Genomic DNA, 13,700 nt, shown 5'->3' on the forward strand with positions numbered 1-13,700 from the left:
CCACCTGTTCCGCCCTCACGACAGGACACCCGCCCCGGACGTGACATCCCGCCCGCCGCCCCGCCCGCGCCGTACGGCCTGAGCGGCCTGAGCAGCCTGGCCGCCCCGCCCGCCGTACGGCCCGGGCGAGGTGGCGCGAGCCGTACGGCGGGCGGGGAAGACGGCGTCAGCGCCACGGGAGGCGGCGTCAGCGGGCGGCGGGCTCCACCACGAGGCCGCGGGTGACGGCGATCATGTCGCCGTCCTCGCGGGTGGCGGCGACCAGGGCGGGCGGCCGGGGGACGAAGCCCGGCACCCCGGACAGCCCGTCGGTCTCGCCGATCGCGACCAGGCGGACCCGCTCCCCGTCCGGCACGCGCACGCTGATCGCCGCGCCCTCGGCCGGGATGCCGCGGAACCGGACCTCCGCGGGCCAGGTGCCGGTCCTCGTGCCGGTGACGGGGACGCTCACCGAGCCGAACCGCCCGGCGGAGACCGCCGCCCCGCCGACCGGCCGGTCGAGCCGCAGCGTCACCGACCGCGCGCCCTCTCCCGCCCAGACCCGCAGCCTGAGCACGCCCCCGCCGCGCCCGAGCACCGCGACACGCGGCCCGGCGGCGTCGATCGCGGGCGCGGGGCCCGTCCACAGCGTGCCCCTGGCGTACCCGGCGGGCAGCGCCGAGGTGTTGCGCCCGGAGACGTACCGGCCGGTCCACTCCCCGGGCTCGGGGTCGGCGCTGACCCAGTGGGCGGCGCCCCGGTCGGCGTCCATGACGTACGCCAGGTGGCTCCGCTCCGGCCGGTCGGCGCCCGGCCGGTCGGCGGCGAGCCCCCCGCCCACCAGGCCCGCCACGAGGAGGAGGGCCGTCAGCGCCCCGGCGAGCGGGGTACGGCGGCGCCGGGGCCGGCCGGCGGGGGCCGACTGGAACAGCTCAGCGACCGGGAGCGCCGACAGGGCGAGCAGCGCCAGGACCAGCGCGGCCACCCCGCCGAGCGCCAGCCCCATCCCGTCGAAGACGTTGGCGGCCAGGGTGGGCAGCACCATCGCGGCGGTGACCGGGCCCAGCAGCGCCGCGACCGGCCGCGCGGGCGAGGCGGCGGGGAGCAGCAGGGCGGCGAGCCAGCCCAGCGCGCCCGCCAGCGCCGGCAGCGTGAACAGGTAGGACGCCCCGGGAGCGGCCCAGGCGCACAGGACGCCGAGCCCGGCGGTCCAGGCCATGGCCCCGGTCACCAGCGCCGCCGGGCCGAGCGCGCGGCGCAGCGCCAGGTACCACCCGAGGACCGCGGCCCCCGACAGCACGGCGATGGCCGCCTGGAACGGGCGGGGACCGTGCAGGAGCCCGCCCATGGTGTCGTAACCGGGACGCAAGGCCACCAGCAGCGCCCACAGGCCCTGCGCGAGCGCGGCCGACGCGATCAGCGGCAGGGCCGCCGAGGCCGTCGCCCAGAGCAGCCGGGGAAGGCTGAGCAGCCGCCGGACGCGGGCGAGCGCCACCAGCCCGGCGAGCGCGAGCACGGCGAGCACCGCCAGCGGCCGGACGAACCCGTCGGAGTACGTGATCAGGGTGCCGAGCGCCCGGAAGTACGTCACGTCGTGGTCGGCCTTCAGCGACCCCAGGTCCGTGCCGCCGAGGGCGCGGGCCAGCGCGAGCATGTTGGAGCCGTGGTGCTGGAGGCTGCCCGGGTTGAGGTTCCCGATCGAGTCGCCCGCGGTGTGGTAGTGCGACGACCCCTGGATGTAGGCGAAGTTCATGCCGCTGAACCCGGCCTGGGTCAGCGGGGTGAAGTCGGTGTTGTTGGGCAGCAGCCGGTACAGCTCGACCATCGAGGAGTCGCCGCGCGGGGCCGGGACGGCGCGGGCGAACGTCTCGACCAGGCGGGCGTTGTCCCGCGAGGTCTCGAACATCAGCGAGGGGCCGCTCACGCCCCGGGCCTCCCAGTTCAGGAGGACGCCCCCGGCGCGGCCCAGCGGGTGCTCCCGGACGAACGCCTCGGCGCCGAGCACGCCGTCCTCCTCGCCGTCCGACATCAGCAGCACGATGTCGTTGCGCGGGGCCGGGCCCGTGCGCAGCGCGCGCACCGTCTCGATCATCGCCGCCACGGCCGCGCCGTCGTCGGACGCGCCCGGGCCCATGGCGGCCGAGTCGTAGTGGGCGGCGATCAGCACGGTGCCTGTGGAGTCCGTGCCGCGCAGCCGCGCCACGATGTTGTCCACCTGGCCGAAGGTCGCCAGCCCCGGCGCGGAGCGGGCGCCCACCGACCGCTGGACCTCGACGTCGAGGCCCGCGTCGCGCAACCGCCCGGCCAGGTGATCCCGGGCCCGGTCGCCGGCCGGGCCGCCGATCGGCCGGGGCTCGGCGGCGATCTCGCGCAGGTGGGCCAGCGCCCGCCCGGCGCTGAACTCCCCGGCCGGCGCGGAGGCGGGCAGCGGCTGCGCCGTGCTCTCTGACATGGCGGAGAACGCGATCACCGCGGCGAGTGTGAGCAGGGCCGCCAGTCCGGCGAGCACCCGCCGGCGGACGTCGAACAACTTTCCGATCATGGGGCGCAACGCTAGGTTTCGGATGGTTTCCGCCGTAATGAGGTGGCTCTCCGACTCCTCCTGGGGTTTTCCGCAGGTCCGGACCGGGCGCGGCCCGCATTCCGGGGCGTCCCGATGGTTTGTAGCCTCGGCTCATGACGGAACGAGCCGGGACTGATCCGGACATGGCCGGGCGATCGCGGCACACCGGCGCGGTGGCCCGGGCGCTGCGCGTGCTCTCGGCGGTCGCGCTCGGGACCGCCACCGCCGTGATCGACCTCGTCTTCGTCCTGGCGACGCTGCCCTTCGCCCGCCGTCCCGGCGTACGGCGGGCGGCGCGCGGCCTGGCCGTACTCGAAGCCCGGCGCCTCGGCCTCGACCCGGCGGCCCTGGGGCTCGGCGCGGACCCGGCCGACGGGCGGCACGCGCGGTACCTGGCCGCGCGGGCGCCGGTCGGGGTGCTCGGCGGGCTGGTGCTGCTCCTGCTCGTCTGGGGCGCGGGGGCGGCCCTCATCCTGCTCGCGGGCTGGGGGCGGGGGCTGCCGGTGGACGGGATGCTCCCGTCGGCGCCGCTCATCGCGTACGCCGTCGTGGGCGGGCTCGTGCTGCTCTTCCTGGACCTGTCCGGCCTGGCGGGGGTGTACGCCGTGGAACGGGGGCTGGCCGCGCGGATGCTGGGGCCCGACCCGACCGAGGCGCTGCGGCGGCGGATCGAGGAGCTGGCCGAGAGCCGGGCCGGGGTGCTGGCGGCGGTGGACGCGGAGCGGCGCAGGATCGAGCGGGACCTGCACGACGGGCTCCAGCAGCGGCTGGTGGCGCTGTCCATGCTGATCGGGCGGGCGCGCCGGGGGCGGCCCGAGCTGTTCGAGCAGGCGCACGAGCAGGCGCAGCAGGCGCTGGCCGAGCTGCGCGAGGTGGCCTGGCGGGTCTACCCGTCGGGGCTGGACTCCCTCGGGCTCGCGGACGCGCTCGCGGGGGTGGCCGAGCGGTCCGAGGTGCCCGTCAAGGTCGTGTGCGAGCTGTCGCGGCGGCCCCCGATGGCCGTGGAGACCGCGTCGTACTTCGTGGTCAGTGAGGCGGTGACCAACGCGGCCAAGCACGCGGGGGCGACCGCGGTGACCGTCGAGGTGGGCGAGCGCGACACAATGATCGTCGTGCGCATCGAGGACGACGGTACGGGCGGGGCGGATCCCGGAGGCGGCGGGCTGTCCGGGCTGGCGCGGCGGGTGGCCGCGCTGGACGGGACCTTCACGGTGACGAGCCCCGCGGGCGGGCCCACCACGATCGTGGCGGAGCTGCCGTGCGCGTGATCCTGGCCGAGGACTCCACGCTGCTGCGCGAGGGGCTGGTACGGCTGCTCGCGGAGGAGGGCCACGAGGTGGTGGCCGCCGTCGGCGACGCGGAGGCGCTGATCGCGGCCGTCGCCGCGGACGAGCCCGAGATCGTGGTCGTGGACGTGCGGATGCCGCCCACGCACACCGACGAGGGGCTCCGCGCCGCGCTGGAGATCCGGCGGCGGTGGCCGGGCGTGAAGGTGCTGGTGCTGTCGCAGTACGTCGAGAAGAGGTACGCCACCGAGCTCATGAGCGCCGACGTCGAGGGCGTCGGCTACCTCCTGAAGGACCGGGTGGCCCAGGTCGGCGACTTCCTGGACGCCCTGGACCGGGTGGGCGCGGGAGGCGCGGCGTTCGACCCGGAGGTGGTGCGGCAGCTCCTCGCCCGCACCACCCACGCCGACCCGCTGACGAGGCTGACCGCCCGCGAGCGCGACGTCCTGGAACTGATGGCGCAGGGCATGACCAACGCCTCCATCGCCCAGTCCCTCCACGTCTCCCAGAGCGCCGTGGAGAAGCACGTCAACGCCCTGTTCGACAAACTCGACCTCTCCCACGCCACCGGCTACAGCCGCCGCGTCCTCGCCGTCCTCCGCTACCTCGGCTCCTGACCCGCCCGGCCCCAGGCGGTGATCCCGCGATCCCGCGCGCCCTTCGCGTGAGAGGGGGGCGTGCGGGGGTAGGGCGGCGGCATGGAGCGGGGGGAGACGGCGGTCCGGGCGGAGATCGCCCTGCGGGTGAACGGGGAGGAACGGCGGGTCGTCGCCGACACGCGGACCTCCCTGCTCGACCTGCTGCGGGAACGGCTGGGGCTGACGGGGAGCAAGAAGGGCTGCGACCACGGGCAGTGCGGGGCGTGCACGGTGCTCGTGGACGGACGGCGGGTGAACGCCTGCCTCGCGCTGGCCGTGGCGCACCAGGGCGCGGACGTGGTGACCGTCGAGGGGCTGGCGGACGGCGACGAGCCGCACCCGCTCCAGCGGGCCTTCGTGGAGAACGACGCCTTCCAGTGCGGGTACTGCACGCCGGGCCAGCTCTGCTCGGCGGTGGGCGTGCTCGCCGAGGCGGCGCGCGGCTGGCCCAGCCACGTCACCGCCGACCTGGCCGCCGACGGCGTGGAACTCGACGAGGCGGAGATCCGTGAGCGCATGAGCGGCAACATCTGCCGCTGCGGCGCGTACCCCGGCATCGTGGCCGCGATACGCGAGGCCGCGGGCGGGGGGACCGCGCGATGAGGCCGTTCGCCTACCGGCGGCCCGCCGACGCCCGCGCCGCGGTGGAGGCCGCGCTCGACGCGCCCCGCGCCATGTACCTCGGCGGCGGCACGAACCTCGTGGACCTGATGCGGCTGGGCGTGGCCGAGCCGGACCTCCTGGTGGACGTGGCGGGCCTGCCGTACGACACGATTCGGGAGACCGGGGACGGCGGGCTGGAGATCGGCGGGGCGGTGCGCAACAGCGACCTCGCCGCCCACCCGGCCGTACGGCGAGATCGCCCGATGCTCGCGCAGGCGCTGCTGTCGGCGGCGTCGGGGCAGATCAGGAACGCCGCGACCGTCGCGGGGAACCTCCTGCAGCGGACCCGCTGCGCGTACTTCCAGGACGTGTCCAAGCCCTGCAACAAGCGGATCCCCGGCTCGGGCTGCCCGGCGATCGAGGGGGACCACTACAACCTGGCGATACTCGGGCATTCCGCGCACTGCGTGGCCACACATCCGTCCGACATGGCGGTGGCGCTGACCGCGTTCGGGGCGGCGGTGCACGTGGAGGGTCCGGGCGGGCGGCGCGAGATCGGCATGCCGGGGCTGCACCGCCTGCCGGGGGACCGCCCGGAGGTGGACACCGTGCTCGACCCCGGAGACCTGATCACCGGGCTCACCGTGCGGCCGCTCCCGTTCGCCGCGCGGTCGCGGTACCGCAAGGTGCGGGAGCGGGCCTCGTTCGCGTTCGCGCTGGTCTCGGTGGCCGCCGCGCTCGACGTCGAGGACGGGACGGTGCGGGACTGCCGGGTCGCGCTGGGCGGGGTGGCCCACGCACCGTGGCGGGCCGAGCGGCTGGAGGAGGCCCTGCGCGGCAGGCCCGCCACCGAGGGGAGCTACGCCGAGGCCGCCGACGCCGAACTGGACCTGGCCGAGCCGCTGCGGGACAACGCCTACAAGATCCCCCTCGCCCGCAAGGTGATCGTCCGCACGCTGGCCGAGCTGGGGGGATAGGCGATGGAACTCGGGGCCCCGCTGGACCGGGTCGAGGGCTGGGACAAGGTCGCCGGCCGCGCCCGGTACTCCGGCGAGCAGCGCGTGGCGGGCGTCTGCCACGCGGTCGCCGTCCAGGCGGAGATCGCGCACGGCGAGGTCCTGGCCGTGGACGCCACGGCGGCGCGCGCCGTGCCCGGCGTGATCGACGTGCTGGCGTACGGCGACGCGCCCGCCCTCGCCGACACGAGCGACTTCGAGCTGGCCGTGCTCCAGTCTCCACGCGTCGCCTACCGGGGCCAGATCGTGGCGGCCGTGGTCGCGGAGACGCTGGAGATCGCCCGGCACGCGCAGCGCCTGGTCCGCGTGACGTACGACGAGCTGGGCCACGACGTGGAGCTGACGCCGGACCATCCCGGGCTCTACCGGCCCGAGAAGATCAGCCCGGACGACCCGCCGGACACCGGCGAGGGGGAGGAGACGCCCGCCGAGGTGTCGGTCGACGTGACGTACGAGACGCCGGCCTTCCACAACAACCCGATGGAGCCGCACGCGACGCTCGCCGTGTGGGAGGGGGACCATCTCACGCTCTACGACTCCACCCAGGGCGCGGCGGCGCAGCGCGACGCCCTGGCGGCGCTGCTGGGGATGCCGGCCGAGCGCGTGCGCGTGGTGGCGCACCACGTCGGCGGCGGGTTCGGCAGCAAGGGCGTCCCGCCCCGGCCGAACTCGGTGCTCGCCGCCCTGTGCGCCCGGCGGGTCGGGCGGCCGGTGAAGCTGGCGGTGACGCGGCAGCAGATGTTCTCGATCACCGGGTACCGCACGCCCACCTTCCAGCGGATGCGGATCGGCGCGTCGAAGGACGGGCGGATCGCGGACATCGAGCACCACGTGATCGAGCAGACGTCCACCGCGCGCGAGTTCGCCGAGCAGTCCGGGGTGGTCACGCGCATGATGTACGCCGCGCGGGCCCGCCGTACGACCCACCGGCTGGCGCGGCTGGACGTGCCGGTGAACTCCTGGATGCGCGCGCCGGGGGAGTGCCCCGGGATGTACGCCCTGGAGTCGGCGATGGACGAACTGGCCGAGGCGTGCGGGATCGACCCGGTCGAGCTGCGGATCCGCAACGAGCCCGAGCGCGACCCCGACAGCGGGAACCCGTTCAGCTCCCGGCGGCTGGTCGAGTGCCTGCGGCTGGGGGCCGAGCGGTTCGGCTGGTCCTCCCGCCCGGAACCCGGGACCCGCCGGGAGGGGCGGCACCTGGTCGGGATGGGCGTCGCCGCCGCGACGTACCCCGCGGCGGCCCGGCCCGCGCAGGCCCTCGCGCGTGTCGCCGACGACGGGTCCTTCACGGTCTCGATCGCCGCCGCCGACATCGGGACGGGCGCCCGCACCGCGCTCACGCAGATCGCCGCCGACGCGCTCGGCGTCCCCGTCGCGAGGGTGCGCGTGGAGATCGGCGACAGCGCCCTGCCGTACGGCCCCCTGGCGGGCGGCTCCATGGGGAACGCCTCGTGGGGGTGGGCCGTGCTGCGCGCCTGCGAGGGCCTGCGCGACGGGATCGCGCGGTACGGCGGCGCGGAGCCGGGCCTGGAATGCCGCGCGGACACCAGCGGGGAGATCAAGAACCAGGAGGCGTACGCGAGGCACTCCTTCGGGGCGCAGTTCGCCGAGGTCCGGGTGGACGTGGACAGCGGGGAGATCCGGGTGCCGCGGATGCTGGGCGTGTTCGCGGCCGGGCGGGTGATGAACGCCAGGCTCGCGCGCTCCCAGTTCGTCGGCGGCATGGTGATGGGGCTGGGCATGGCGCTGACCGAGGAGAGCCGGATGGACCGGGAGTTCGGCGACTACCTCAACCACGACCTGGCGCAGTACCACGTGCCGGTGAACGCCGACGTGCTCGGGATCGACGCGATCTGGCTGGACGACCCCGACCCGCACGCGAACCCGCTCGGCGGCAAGGGCATCGGCGAGATCGGCATCGTGGGCGCGGCGGCGGCGATCGGGAACGCGGTGCACAACGCGACGGGCCACCGCTTCCGGCGCCTGCCGATCAGCCCGCCGTCGGTGATCCCCCACCTCCCCTGAGCCGTCCTCCGCCTCCGTTCGGGCCGTCCCCGTCTCCTCCCGCTCCGCCCTCCGTCGCCCCTGAGCCGTCCTCCGTCTCCCCGGAACCGTTGCCCGTCCTCCCCGGAACCTCCTCCGTCTCCGCCCGCGCCTCCCCGTCGCAGAGTCGCGGGGGCCGGGGAATGTCGGTGCCCCCGAGTAGGCTCGGCGTGTTGCTCCGAGGTCAGAGATCGCCCGGGGCAGGCGTCCGGACTGTTGGTTTGCCCTCAAGTTTGGTTGAGGTTGCATGCTGGGGGCCGGGTTTCGCAGACGTTCTTGGGAGCGATGGTGAGTGAGGGCATTTTCGGGGCGCGGCACCGCGCGCTGACGATCGGCATCATCACGTTGTGTTCACTCGTGGCCTTCGAGTACATCGCCGTCGCCACCGCCATGCCGGCCGTGGCCAAGGCGCTCGACGGGCTTGAGCTCTACGCGTTGTCCTTCGGCGGGTCGCTCGCCGCGGGGGTCGTGGGCATGGTCGTGGCCGGGCAGTGGAGCGACCGGAAGGGCCCGGCCGGCCCGATCTGGTGGGGTGTGGGGGCGTTCGTCGCCGGGCTCGCGGTGGCCGGGCTCGCACCCGAGATGTGGGTGGTCGTCGTGGGCCGCGTCGTGCAGGGCTTCGGCGGCGGGCTCATCGGCGTCGCGCTGTACGTCGTGGTCGCCGGGGCCTACCCCGCCGAGCTGCATCCGCGCGTGTTCGCCGCCTTCGCCGGGGCGTGGACCATCCCCTCGATGGTGGGCCCCGCGCTCGCCGGGCTCATCGTGCAGGTCGCCCACTGGCGCTGGGTCTTCCTGGCCGTCGCGATCGTCGCCGTGCCCGCCGCCCTGCTCATGCGCTCCGGCCTGCGCGGCCTGCCCCCCGCGGCCGACGGCGCCGCCAAGCGCAGCCGTACGGCCCTGGCGCTGGGCGCGGCCGTGAGCGTGTGCGTGCTGTACATCGGCGGGCAGCAGCGCGGGGCGCTCGCGCTCGGGCTGATCGCGCTCGCGCTGGCCGGGCTGGCGGTGTTCGCGCCGCGCCTGCTGCCGCGCCGCACCCTCCGGGCCGGGCGAGGCCTGCCGAGCGTGGTCCTGCTGCGGGGCTTCGTCGGCGCGGCGTACCTCCAGGCGGACGTGTTCCTGCCGCTGCTCCTCCAGCAGCAGCGCGGCCTGTCCGCCCTCCAGTCCGGCTTCGCGCTGACGGCGGGCGCGCTGGCCTGGGTCACCGGCTCCTGGTGGCAGGGCCGCCACGGCAAGGGCCTGACCAACACCCAGCGCCTGGCCGGCGGCTCCATCATGATCGCCCTGGGCGTCGGCGCCACCCTGTTCTGCGTCGTCCCGGTCCTGCCCGTCGGGGCGACGGTCGCGGTCGCCGTGGGCGGCATGCTGGTCGGCGGCCTCGGCATGGGCGTGGCCTACCCGGTCATGTCCACGGTCACCCTGGAGCTCTCGCCGCCCGAGGACCGGGGCGTCAACAGCTCGGCCCTCCAGCTCAGCGAGTCCCTCTTCACCACCACGGTCCTCGCCCTGGGCGGCTCGCTCTTCGCCCTCCTGTCGGCCACCTCGATGCCGCTGGCGTTCCTCGCGGTCTTCGCGATCGGCGAGCTCCTGGCCGTCCTCGCCATCGCCGTCGCCTTCCGCACCCGCCCCGCCGCGCCGTCCCCCTCCCGCGCGGCCGAGCCCCCGGTCCCCGTGGCCGCGTGACCCGGAGCCGTCCCTGAGGGCCGCCCGCGATCCCGCGAGCGGCCCTCCGCCTTTCCCCGGCCCGGCCGTACGGCGTCCCGCCCGCGCCCTGCCCCGCCGTACGACCCGCGCGCCCGGACGGGCGCGGAGGGCGTACGGCGGGCGACGACCGAGAGGTGGGATGGGAGTTTTGGGGAATATGTGAACTGGAAGGGGCTTCTGGGGCTCATGTCCGGATGGAAACCGGGTATCGCAGTCATGATATGTCCTGATCTGTGATCACGGGGGTGGACTCCATGTCGCGAACGCCGTACGACCGGGCGCCGGGCCGCCACGCCACCACACCACGTCCCAGCCCCAGTCCGATGCCCTCACCCGAGCCCCTGCCCCAGCCCGTGCCCATCCCGAACCCGGTGCCGCGCCCCGGCCCGCCCAACCCCGGCCCGGGCCCCCTTCCCGGCCCCAACCCCAGTCCCCTCCCGACACCCACCCCGACCCCGACCCCGCAACCCGAGCCCGTCCACTCCCCACGTCCCCTCTGACCACGCGCGGGGCCGGCGGGCGCCGTACGGCGGGCGCGAGGGATGACCCCGGAGCGCGCGCTCGCCGTACCCGGCGGCCGGCTCCTCGGCCGGGTCAGGGGCGGAGGGGGAGGGCGAGGGCGGCGGCCGCGAGGGCGGGGACGGCGGCCGTGACGAGGGACGGAGACGGGCCGAGGTGCTCGGCGGCGACGCCCGCGAGGGCCCCGCCCGCGCCCGCGCCGAGGCCGAGGGCCGTGGAGATCCAGCCGAAGGCCTCGGCCTGGGAACGGGGGACGATCTCGTCCACCAGGAGGGACGCGGTGGTCAGGGCCGGGTTGAGGGCCACCCCGCAGGCGAACAGCAGGACGCAGAGCGCGGGCAGGGGAGCGGCCGGCAGCGGCACGAGCACCAGCCCCATCGCGAGGAGCAGCACCGGCAGGCGGTGCCCGGGACGGCCGGGCCAGGCCCGCGAGCCGTACGCCAGGGCTCCCGCGACGCCGCCGACCGAGAGGACCGCGATGAGCAGCGCGGCCAGCACGGGGGAGCCGCGTTCGACCGCCAGCGCGGGCAGGCCCACCTCCAGCGCCCCGAACGCGCCGCCGAGCAGGGACGTCACCGCGATGAGCAGCCGCATCCGGCCGACGCGGAGCACCGAGCCCCGCGCGCCGTCGCCGCCCCGCGGATCGGCCCCGCGCAGCGCCCGCGCGAACCCGAGCGTGCCCGCCCCGGCGAGCAGCGCGACGGCCGCGAGCGCGGAGGACGCCGGGACCGCCGCGATCATCAGCCCGAACAGCAGCGGCCCGGTGAGGATCGCCAGCTCCTGCACCAGGTAGACCAGGCTGTACGCGCTCGTGCGGTCCCCCTCGGGGACGCGCCGCCCCAGTTCGACGCGCATCGCCACCGAGATCGGCGGCAGCCCCGCCCCGGCCAGGCACGCGGGCACCACGAGCGCCCAGCCGGGCCATCCCAGCGAGGCCCCCGCGACCAGCGCGAGCAGCGCTCCGGTATGCATGACCACGCTGACCGCCAGCACCGGCCGCGTGCCCCTCCGGTCGATCAGCCGCCCCTGGACGGGCCGGGCGATCCCCGTCGCGACGGAATACCCGGCGGCGGCCGCCCCGGCGACCGCGAGCGACCCGGTGGCCGCCTGCGCGACCAGGACGATGCCCACCGTGGCGACCTGCTGGCTGAACTGCGCCAGGTACCCCAGTCCGGCCTGGGCGCCCACCCCGGGCAGCCTCAGCAGCTCCCGGTAGGCACCCCACTCTCCGCCCACGCCACCTGCCAACGCCGCGAACCACGTGAACGCGATCATTCCACCCGTCCCGCGCCCGCTGCCAGCGCTCGCGGTCCGCCGGGACCGGCCGCCGCCTCGGCGGACGTCCCCCGGAGATCAGGGGGCGCGATCGGAGGGGCCGCCGGGATCAGGGGGCCGGGGATGAGAGGGCCGGGGATGAGAGGGCCGGGGATGAGAGGGCCGGGGATGAGAGGGCCGGGGGTCAGAGGGCCGGGGCGGGGTCGTCGGTGGAGAGGAGGGCCCAGATCTCGGTGTCGTGGAGGACGCCGTTGAGGGGGTAGGAGCGGCGCAGGACGCCTTCGCGGGTCATCCCGAGGCGGCGGGCGGCGGCGATGCTGCGCTCGTTGCTCGGGATGGTGCGCCATTCCACGCGATGGAGGCCGCGTACGGCGAACGCCCAGTCGATCATGTGGCGCACCGCGCGGGTGACGAGGCCGCGGCCGCTCGCGTCCGGGGCGAGCCAGACGCCGACCTCGCAGTGGCCGAGGCGGGTGTCGAAGACGCGGAAGAGCGTCCCACCGGCCAGTTCGCCGTCCACCCAGATGCCGTAGATGCGGCCTTCGTCCCGCGCCTGCTTGTCGGCGTAGGACTGGAGGAAGGCGCGGGCCTCGTCCTCGTTCGTGATCATCGTGCCCCAGGGCAGCCACGCGCCCAGGTAGGAGCGGTGCTTGTCGATGTAGTCGGCGAACTCGCGCGCCTGCCAGGGCTCCAGCGGGCGGAGTTCGGCGTCCTCGGTGAGCTTCAGGGCGAACATCGACCTGCCAATCGTGCGTACCGAACGTTTGTTACGTACTATAGGCCACGACCGACACACGAAGGAGGGACGCATGCCGGCACCCGTGGACCACGACGCGCGCCGGCGGGACGTGTCCGAGGCCGTCTGGCGGGTGCTCGCCGCCCACGGGTTCGGGGGGCTGACCCTGCGGGCCGTCGCCGCCGAGATGGGCTGCTCGACCGGCCTGCTCACCCACTACTTCCCCAGCAAGCGGGCGCTGGTCAGGCACGCGCTGGAGATCGCCGACGAGCGCACGCGCACGCGCGCCCGCCGCACTCCGCCGGAGGAGGGGCTGCCCGCCCTCCGCGCCGCCCTCCTGGACGTGCTCTGCCTGAGCCCGAAGGACGTGGCGATGAACCGCGTGTGGGTCAGCTCGTGGGACCGCGCCCTCGGCGACCCCGAGCTGGGCGCGGCGCAGACCGAGCGCTACGCCCGCTGGAGGGCGGCCCTCCGCCCGCACGCCGAGGCCGCGATCCGCCTGGGGCGGCTCCCCGCGGTCGACCCCGACGATGTGGTCGCCACCGTCGCGGCCTTCGCCCACGGGCTGGTCGTGCAGGCCCTCTTCGATCCGGCCCGCTTCCCGCCCGAGCGTCAGACCGCCCTTCTCGACGCCTTCCTGTCCACCCTCGCGAATCCCCCGGAGTCCTGACATGTCCGTGCTCGACCGTCTCACCGACGTCCCCGGCGTCGCCCCCGGCCCCGGCTACTCCCACGCCGTCGTCACCACCGGCCGCCTGGCCTTCGTCTCCGGGCAGGTGTCCAAGGACGAGCACGGCGAGTTGGTGGGCCCGGGCGACCTCGCCGCCCAGACGGAGCGGTCCCTCCTCAACCTCCACGCCGTGCTCCGCGAACTCGGCGCGGACTGGCCGGACGTGGCCCGCTTCACCTGGTACGTCACCGACGCCTCCCAGGTCCAGGTGATCCGCGACGTCCGCGACCGCCTCATCCGCCCGGCCCTCGGCGACCGCCCCAACCCCGCGAGCTCCCTCGTCCAGGTCGCGGCCCTCTTCGACCCCGCCTTCCTGATCGAGGTCGAAGCCGTCGTGGCCCTCCCCTGACCCCCCTTTTCCCCGGCTGGCCCGAGTGCGGGCGGCTCATGCCGTACGGCTGACGCCGGGCGCGACGGCTGAATCGGTGGTGTCCGCGTGGACCCCTGCCGGGCTGTCCGCCTCGCGGTGAAGCGGCCCCGGCTCGCCTGGCTCCCCGTTCCCGGCGCGGACCGGCATGCCTCGGGACCGGTCCGGCCCGCCGCGCCCCGCCCTCACGACGGCCCCGTGCCCGCCCCCTCCCCCGTCACGGAGGCGGAGGGCTCCGGAG

The 13,700-nt window shown here is 75.8% G+C and carries 11 protein-coding genes; 8 read left to right on the plus strand and 3 right to left on the minus strand.

What is annotated here, in order from left to right:
- Positions 1-187 precede the first annotated feature (187 nt).
- Positions 188-2,521: a M28 family peptidase gene (locus tag D5H75_RS30470; protein WP_119930022.1), complete on the minus strand. Its 2,334-nt coding sequence runs from the start codon at positions 2,519-2,521 to the stop codon at positions 188-190.
- A 134-nt stretch (positions 2,522-2,655) separates the two neighbouring features.
- Between D5H75_RS30470 and D5H75_RS30475 the strand changes: the two genes are divergently transcribed.
- The 6 genes from D5H75_RS30475 to D5H75_RS30500 all read left to right on the plus strand — a co-directional run bounded on the left by D5H75_RS30475 (position 2,656) and on the right by D5H75_RS30500 (position 9,811).
- Positions 2,656-3,810, plus strand: a complete 1,155-nt coding sequence (locus tag D5H75_RS30475) for a sensor histidine kinase (protein WP_242454623.1) — start codon at positions 2,656-2,658, stop codon at positions 3,808-3,810.
- Entirely contained in the window at positions 3,801-4,445 is a 645-nt protein-coding gene (locus D5H75_RS30480; protein WP_202638648.1) for a response regulator, read from the plus strand. Before D5H75_RS30475 ends, D5H75_RS30480 begins: the two co-directional genes overlap by 10 nt.
- 81 nt (positions 4,446-4,526) lie before the next feature.
- A complete protein-coding gene (locus D5H75_RS30485; RefSeq protein ID WP_119930024.1) occupies positions 4,527-5,069 on the plus strand; it encodes a 2Fe-2S iron-sulfur cluster-binding protein in 543 nt (180 codons plus the stop codon).
- Positions 5,066-6,046, plus strand: a complete 981-nt coding sequence (locus D5H75_RS30490; RefSeq protein WP_119930025.1) for an FAD binding domain-containing protein — start codon at positions 5,066-5,068, stop codon at positions 6,044-6,046. Before D5H75_RS30485 ends, D5H75_RS30490 begins: the two co-directional genes overlap by 4 nt.
- A 3-nt stretch (positions 6,047-6,049) precedes the next feature.
- The gene (locus D5H75_RS30495; protein WP_119930026.1) at positions 6,050-8,113 is read left to right on the plus strand and encodes a xanthine dehydrogenase family protein molybdopterin-binding subunit; all 2,064 of its coding nucleotides are present in this window, start codon (positions 6,050-6,052) and stop codon (positions 8,111-8,113) included.
- 306 nt (positions 8,114-8,419) lie between these two features.
- Complete coding sequence (locus D5H75_RS30500) at positions 8,420-9,811, plus strand: MFS transporter (protein ID WP_202638649.1); 1,392 nt, start codon at positions 8,420-8,422, stop codon at positions 9,809-9,811.
- Between the two features lie 615 nt (positions 9,812-10,426).
- On the opposite strand, the gene D5H75_RS30505 is transcribed toward D5H75_RS30500, so the two are convergent.
- Together D5H75_RS30505 and D5H75_RS30510 are read right to left on the minus strand one after the other, a co-directional pair.
- Positions 10,427-11,626 (minus strand): MFS transporter, encoded by a 1,200-nt coding sequence (locus D5H75_RS30505; RefSeq protein WP_119930028.1) that lies wholly within the window; start codon positions 11,624-11,626, stop codon positions 10,427-10,429.
- Positions 11,627-11,810: 184 nt separating this feature from the next.
- Positions 11,811-12,362, minus strand: coding sequence for a GNAT family N-acetyltransferase (locus D5H75_RS30510; RefSeq protein WP_119930029.1), 552 nt, complete (start codon positions 12,360-12,362; stop codon positions 11,811-11,813).
- 73 nt (positions 12,363-12,435) lie between these two features.
- Here D5H75_RS30510 and D5H75_RS30515 point away from each other — a divergent pair, with 73 nt between their 5' ends.
- Positions 12,436-13,032 (plus strand): TetR/AcrR family transcriptional regulator, encoded by a 597-nt coding sequence (locus D5H75_RS30515; protein WP_119930030.1) that lies wholly within the window; start codon positions 12,436-12,438, stop codon positions 13,030-13,032.
- 1 nt (position 13,033) lies between these two features.
- Complete coding sequence (locus tag D5H75_RS30520) at positions 13,034-13,441, plus strand: RidA family protein (RefSeq protein ID WP_119930031.1); 408 nt, start codon at positions 13,034-13,036, stop codon at positions 13,439-13,441.
- Positions 13,442-13,700: the final 259 nt, after the last annotated feature.

The organism is Bailinhaonella thermotolerans (genome assembly GCF_003594875.1).
GTDB classification, from domain to species: Bacteria; Actinomycetota; Actinomycetes; order Streptosporangiales; family Streptosporangiaceae; genus Bailinhaonella; species Bailinhaonella thermotolerans.

Bases quoted from the DNA above. Each gene is read 5' to 3' on its own strand.
- D5H75_RS30470 (WP_119930022.1), bottom strand. From the start codon at position 2,521: ATGATCGGAAAGTTGTTCGACGTCCGCCGGCGGGTGCTCGCCGGACTG.
- D5H75_RS30475 (WP_242454623.1), top strand. From the start codon at position 2,656: ATGACGGAACGAGCCGGGACTGATCCGGACATGGCCGGGCGATCGCGG.
- D5H75_RS30485 (WP_119930024.1), top strand. From the start codon at position 4,527: ATGGAGCGGGGGGAGACGGCGGTCCGGGCGGAGATCGCCCTGCGGGTG.
- D5H75_RS30490 (WP_119930025.1), top strand. From the start codon at position 5,066: ATGAGGCCGTTCGCCTACCGGCGGCCCGCCGACGCCCGCGCCGCGGTG.
- D5H75_RS30495 (WP_119930026.1), top strand. From the start codon at position 6,050: ATGGAACTCGGGGCCCCGCTGGACCGGGTCGAGGGCTGGGACAAGGTC.
- D5H75_RS30505 (WP_119930028.1), bottom strand. From the start codon at position 11,626: ATGATCGCGTTCACGTGGTTCGCGGCGTTGGCAGGTGGCGTGGGCGGA.
- D5H75_RS30510 (WP_119930029.1), bottom strand. From the start codon at position 12,362: ATGTTCGCCCTGAAGCTCACCGAGGACGCCGAACTCCGCCCGCTGGAG.
- D5H75_RS30515 (WP_119930030.1), top strand. From the start codon at position 12,436: ATGCCGGCACCCGTGGACCACGACGCGCGCCGGCGGGACGTGTCCGAG.
- D5H75_RS30520 (WP_119930031.1), top strand. From the start codon at position 13,034: ATGTCCGTGCTCGACCGTCTCACCGACGTCCCCGGCGTCGCCCCCGGC.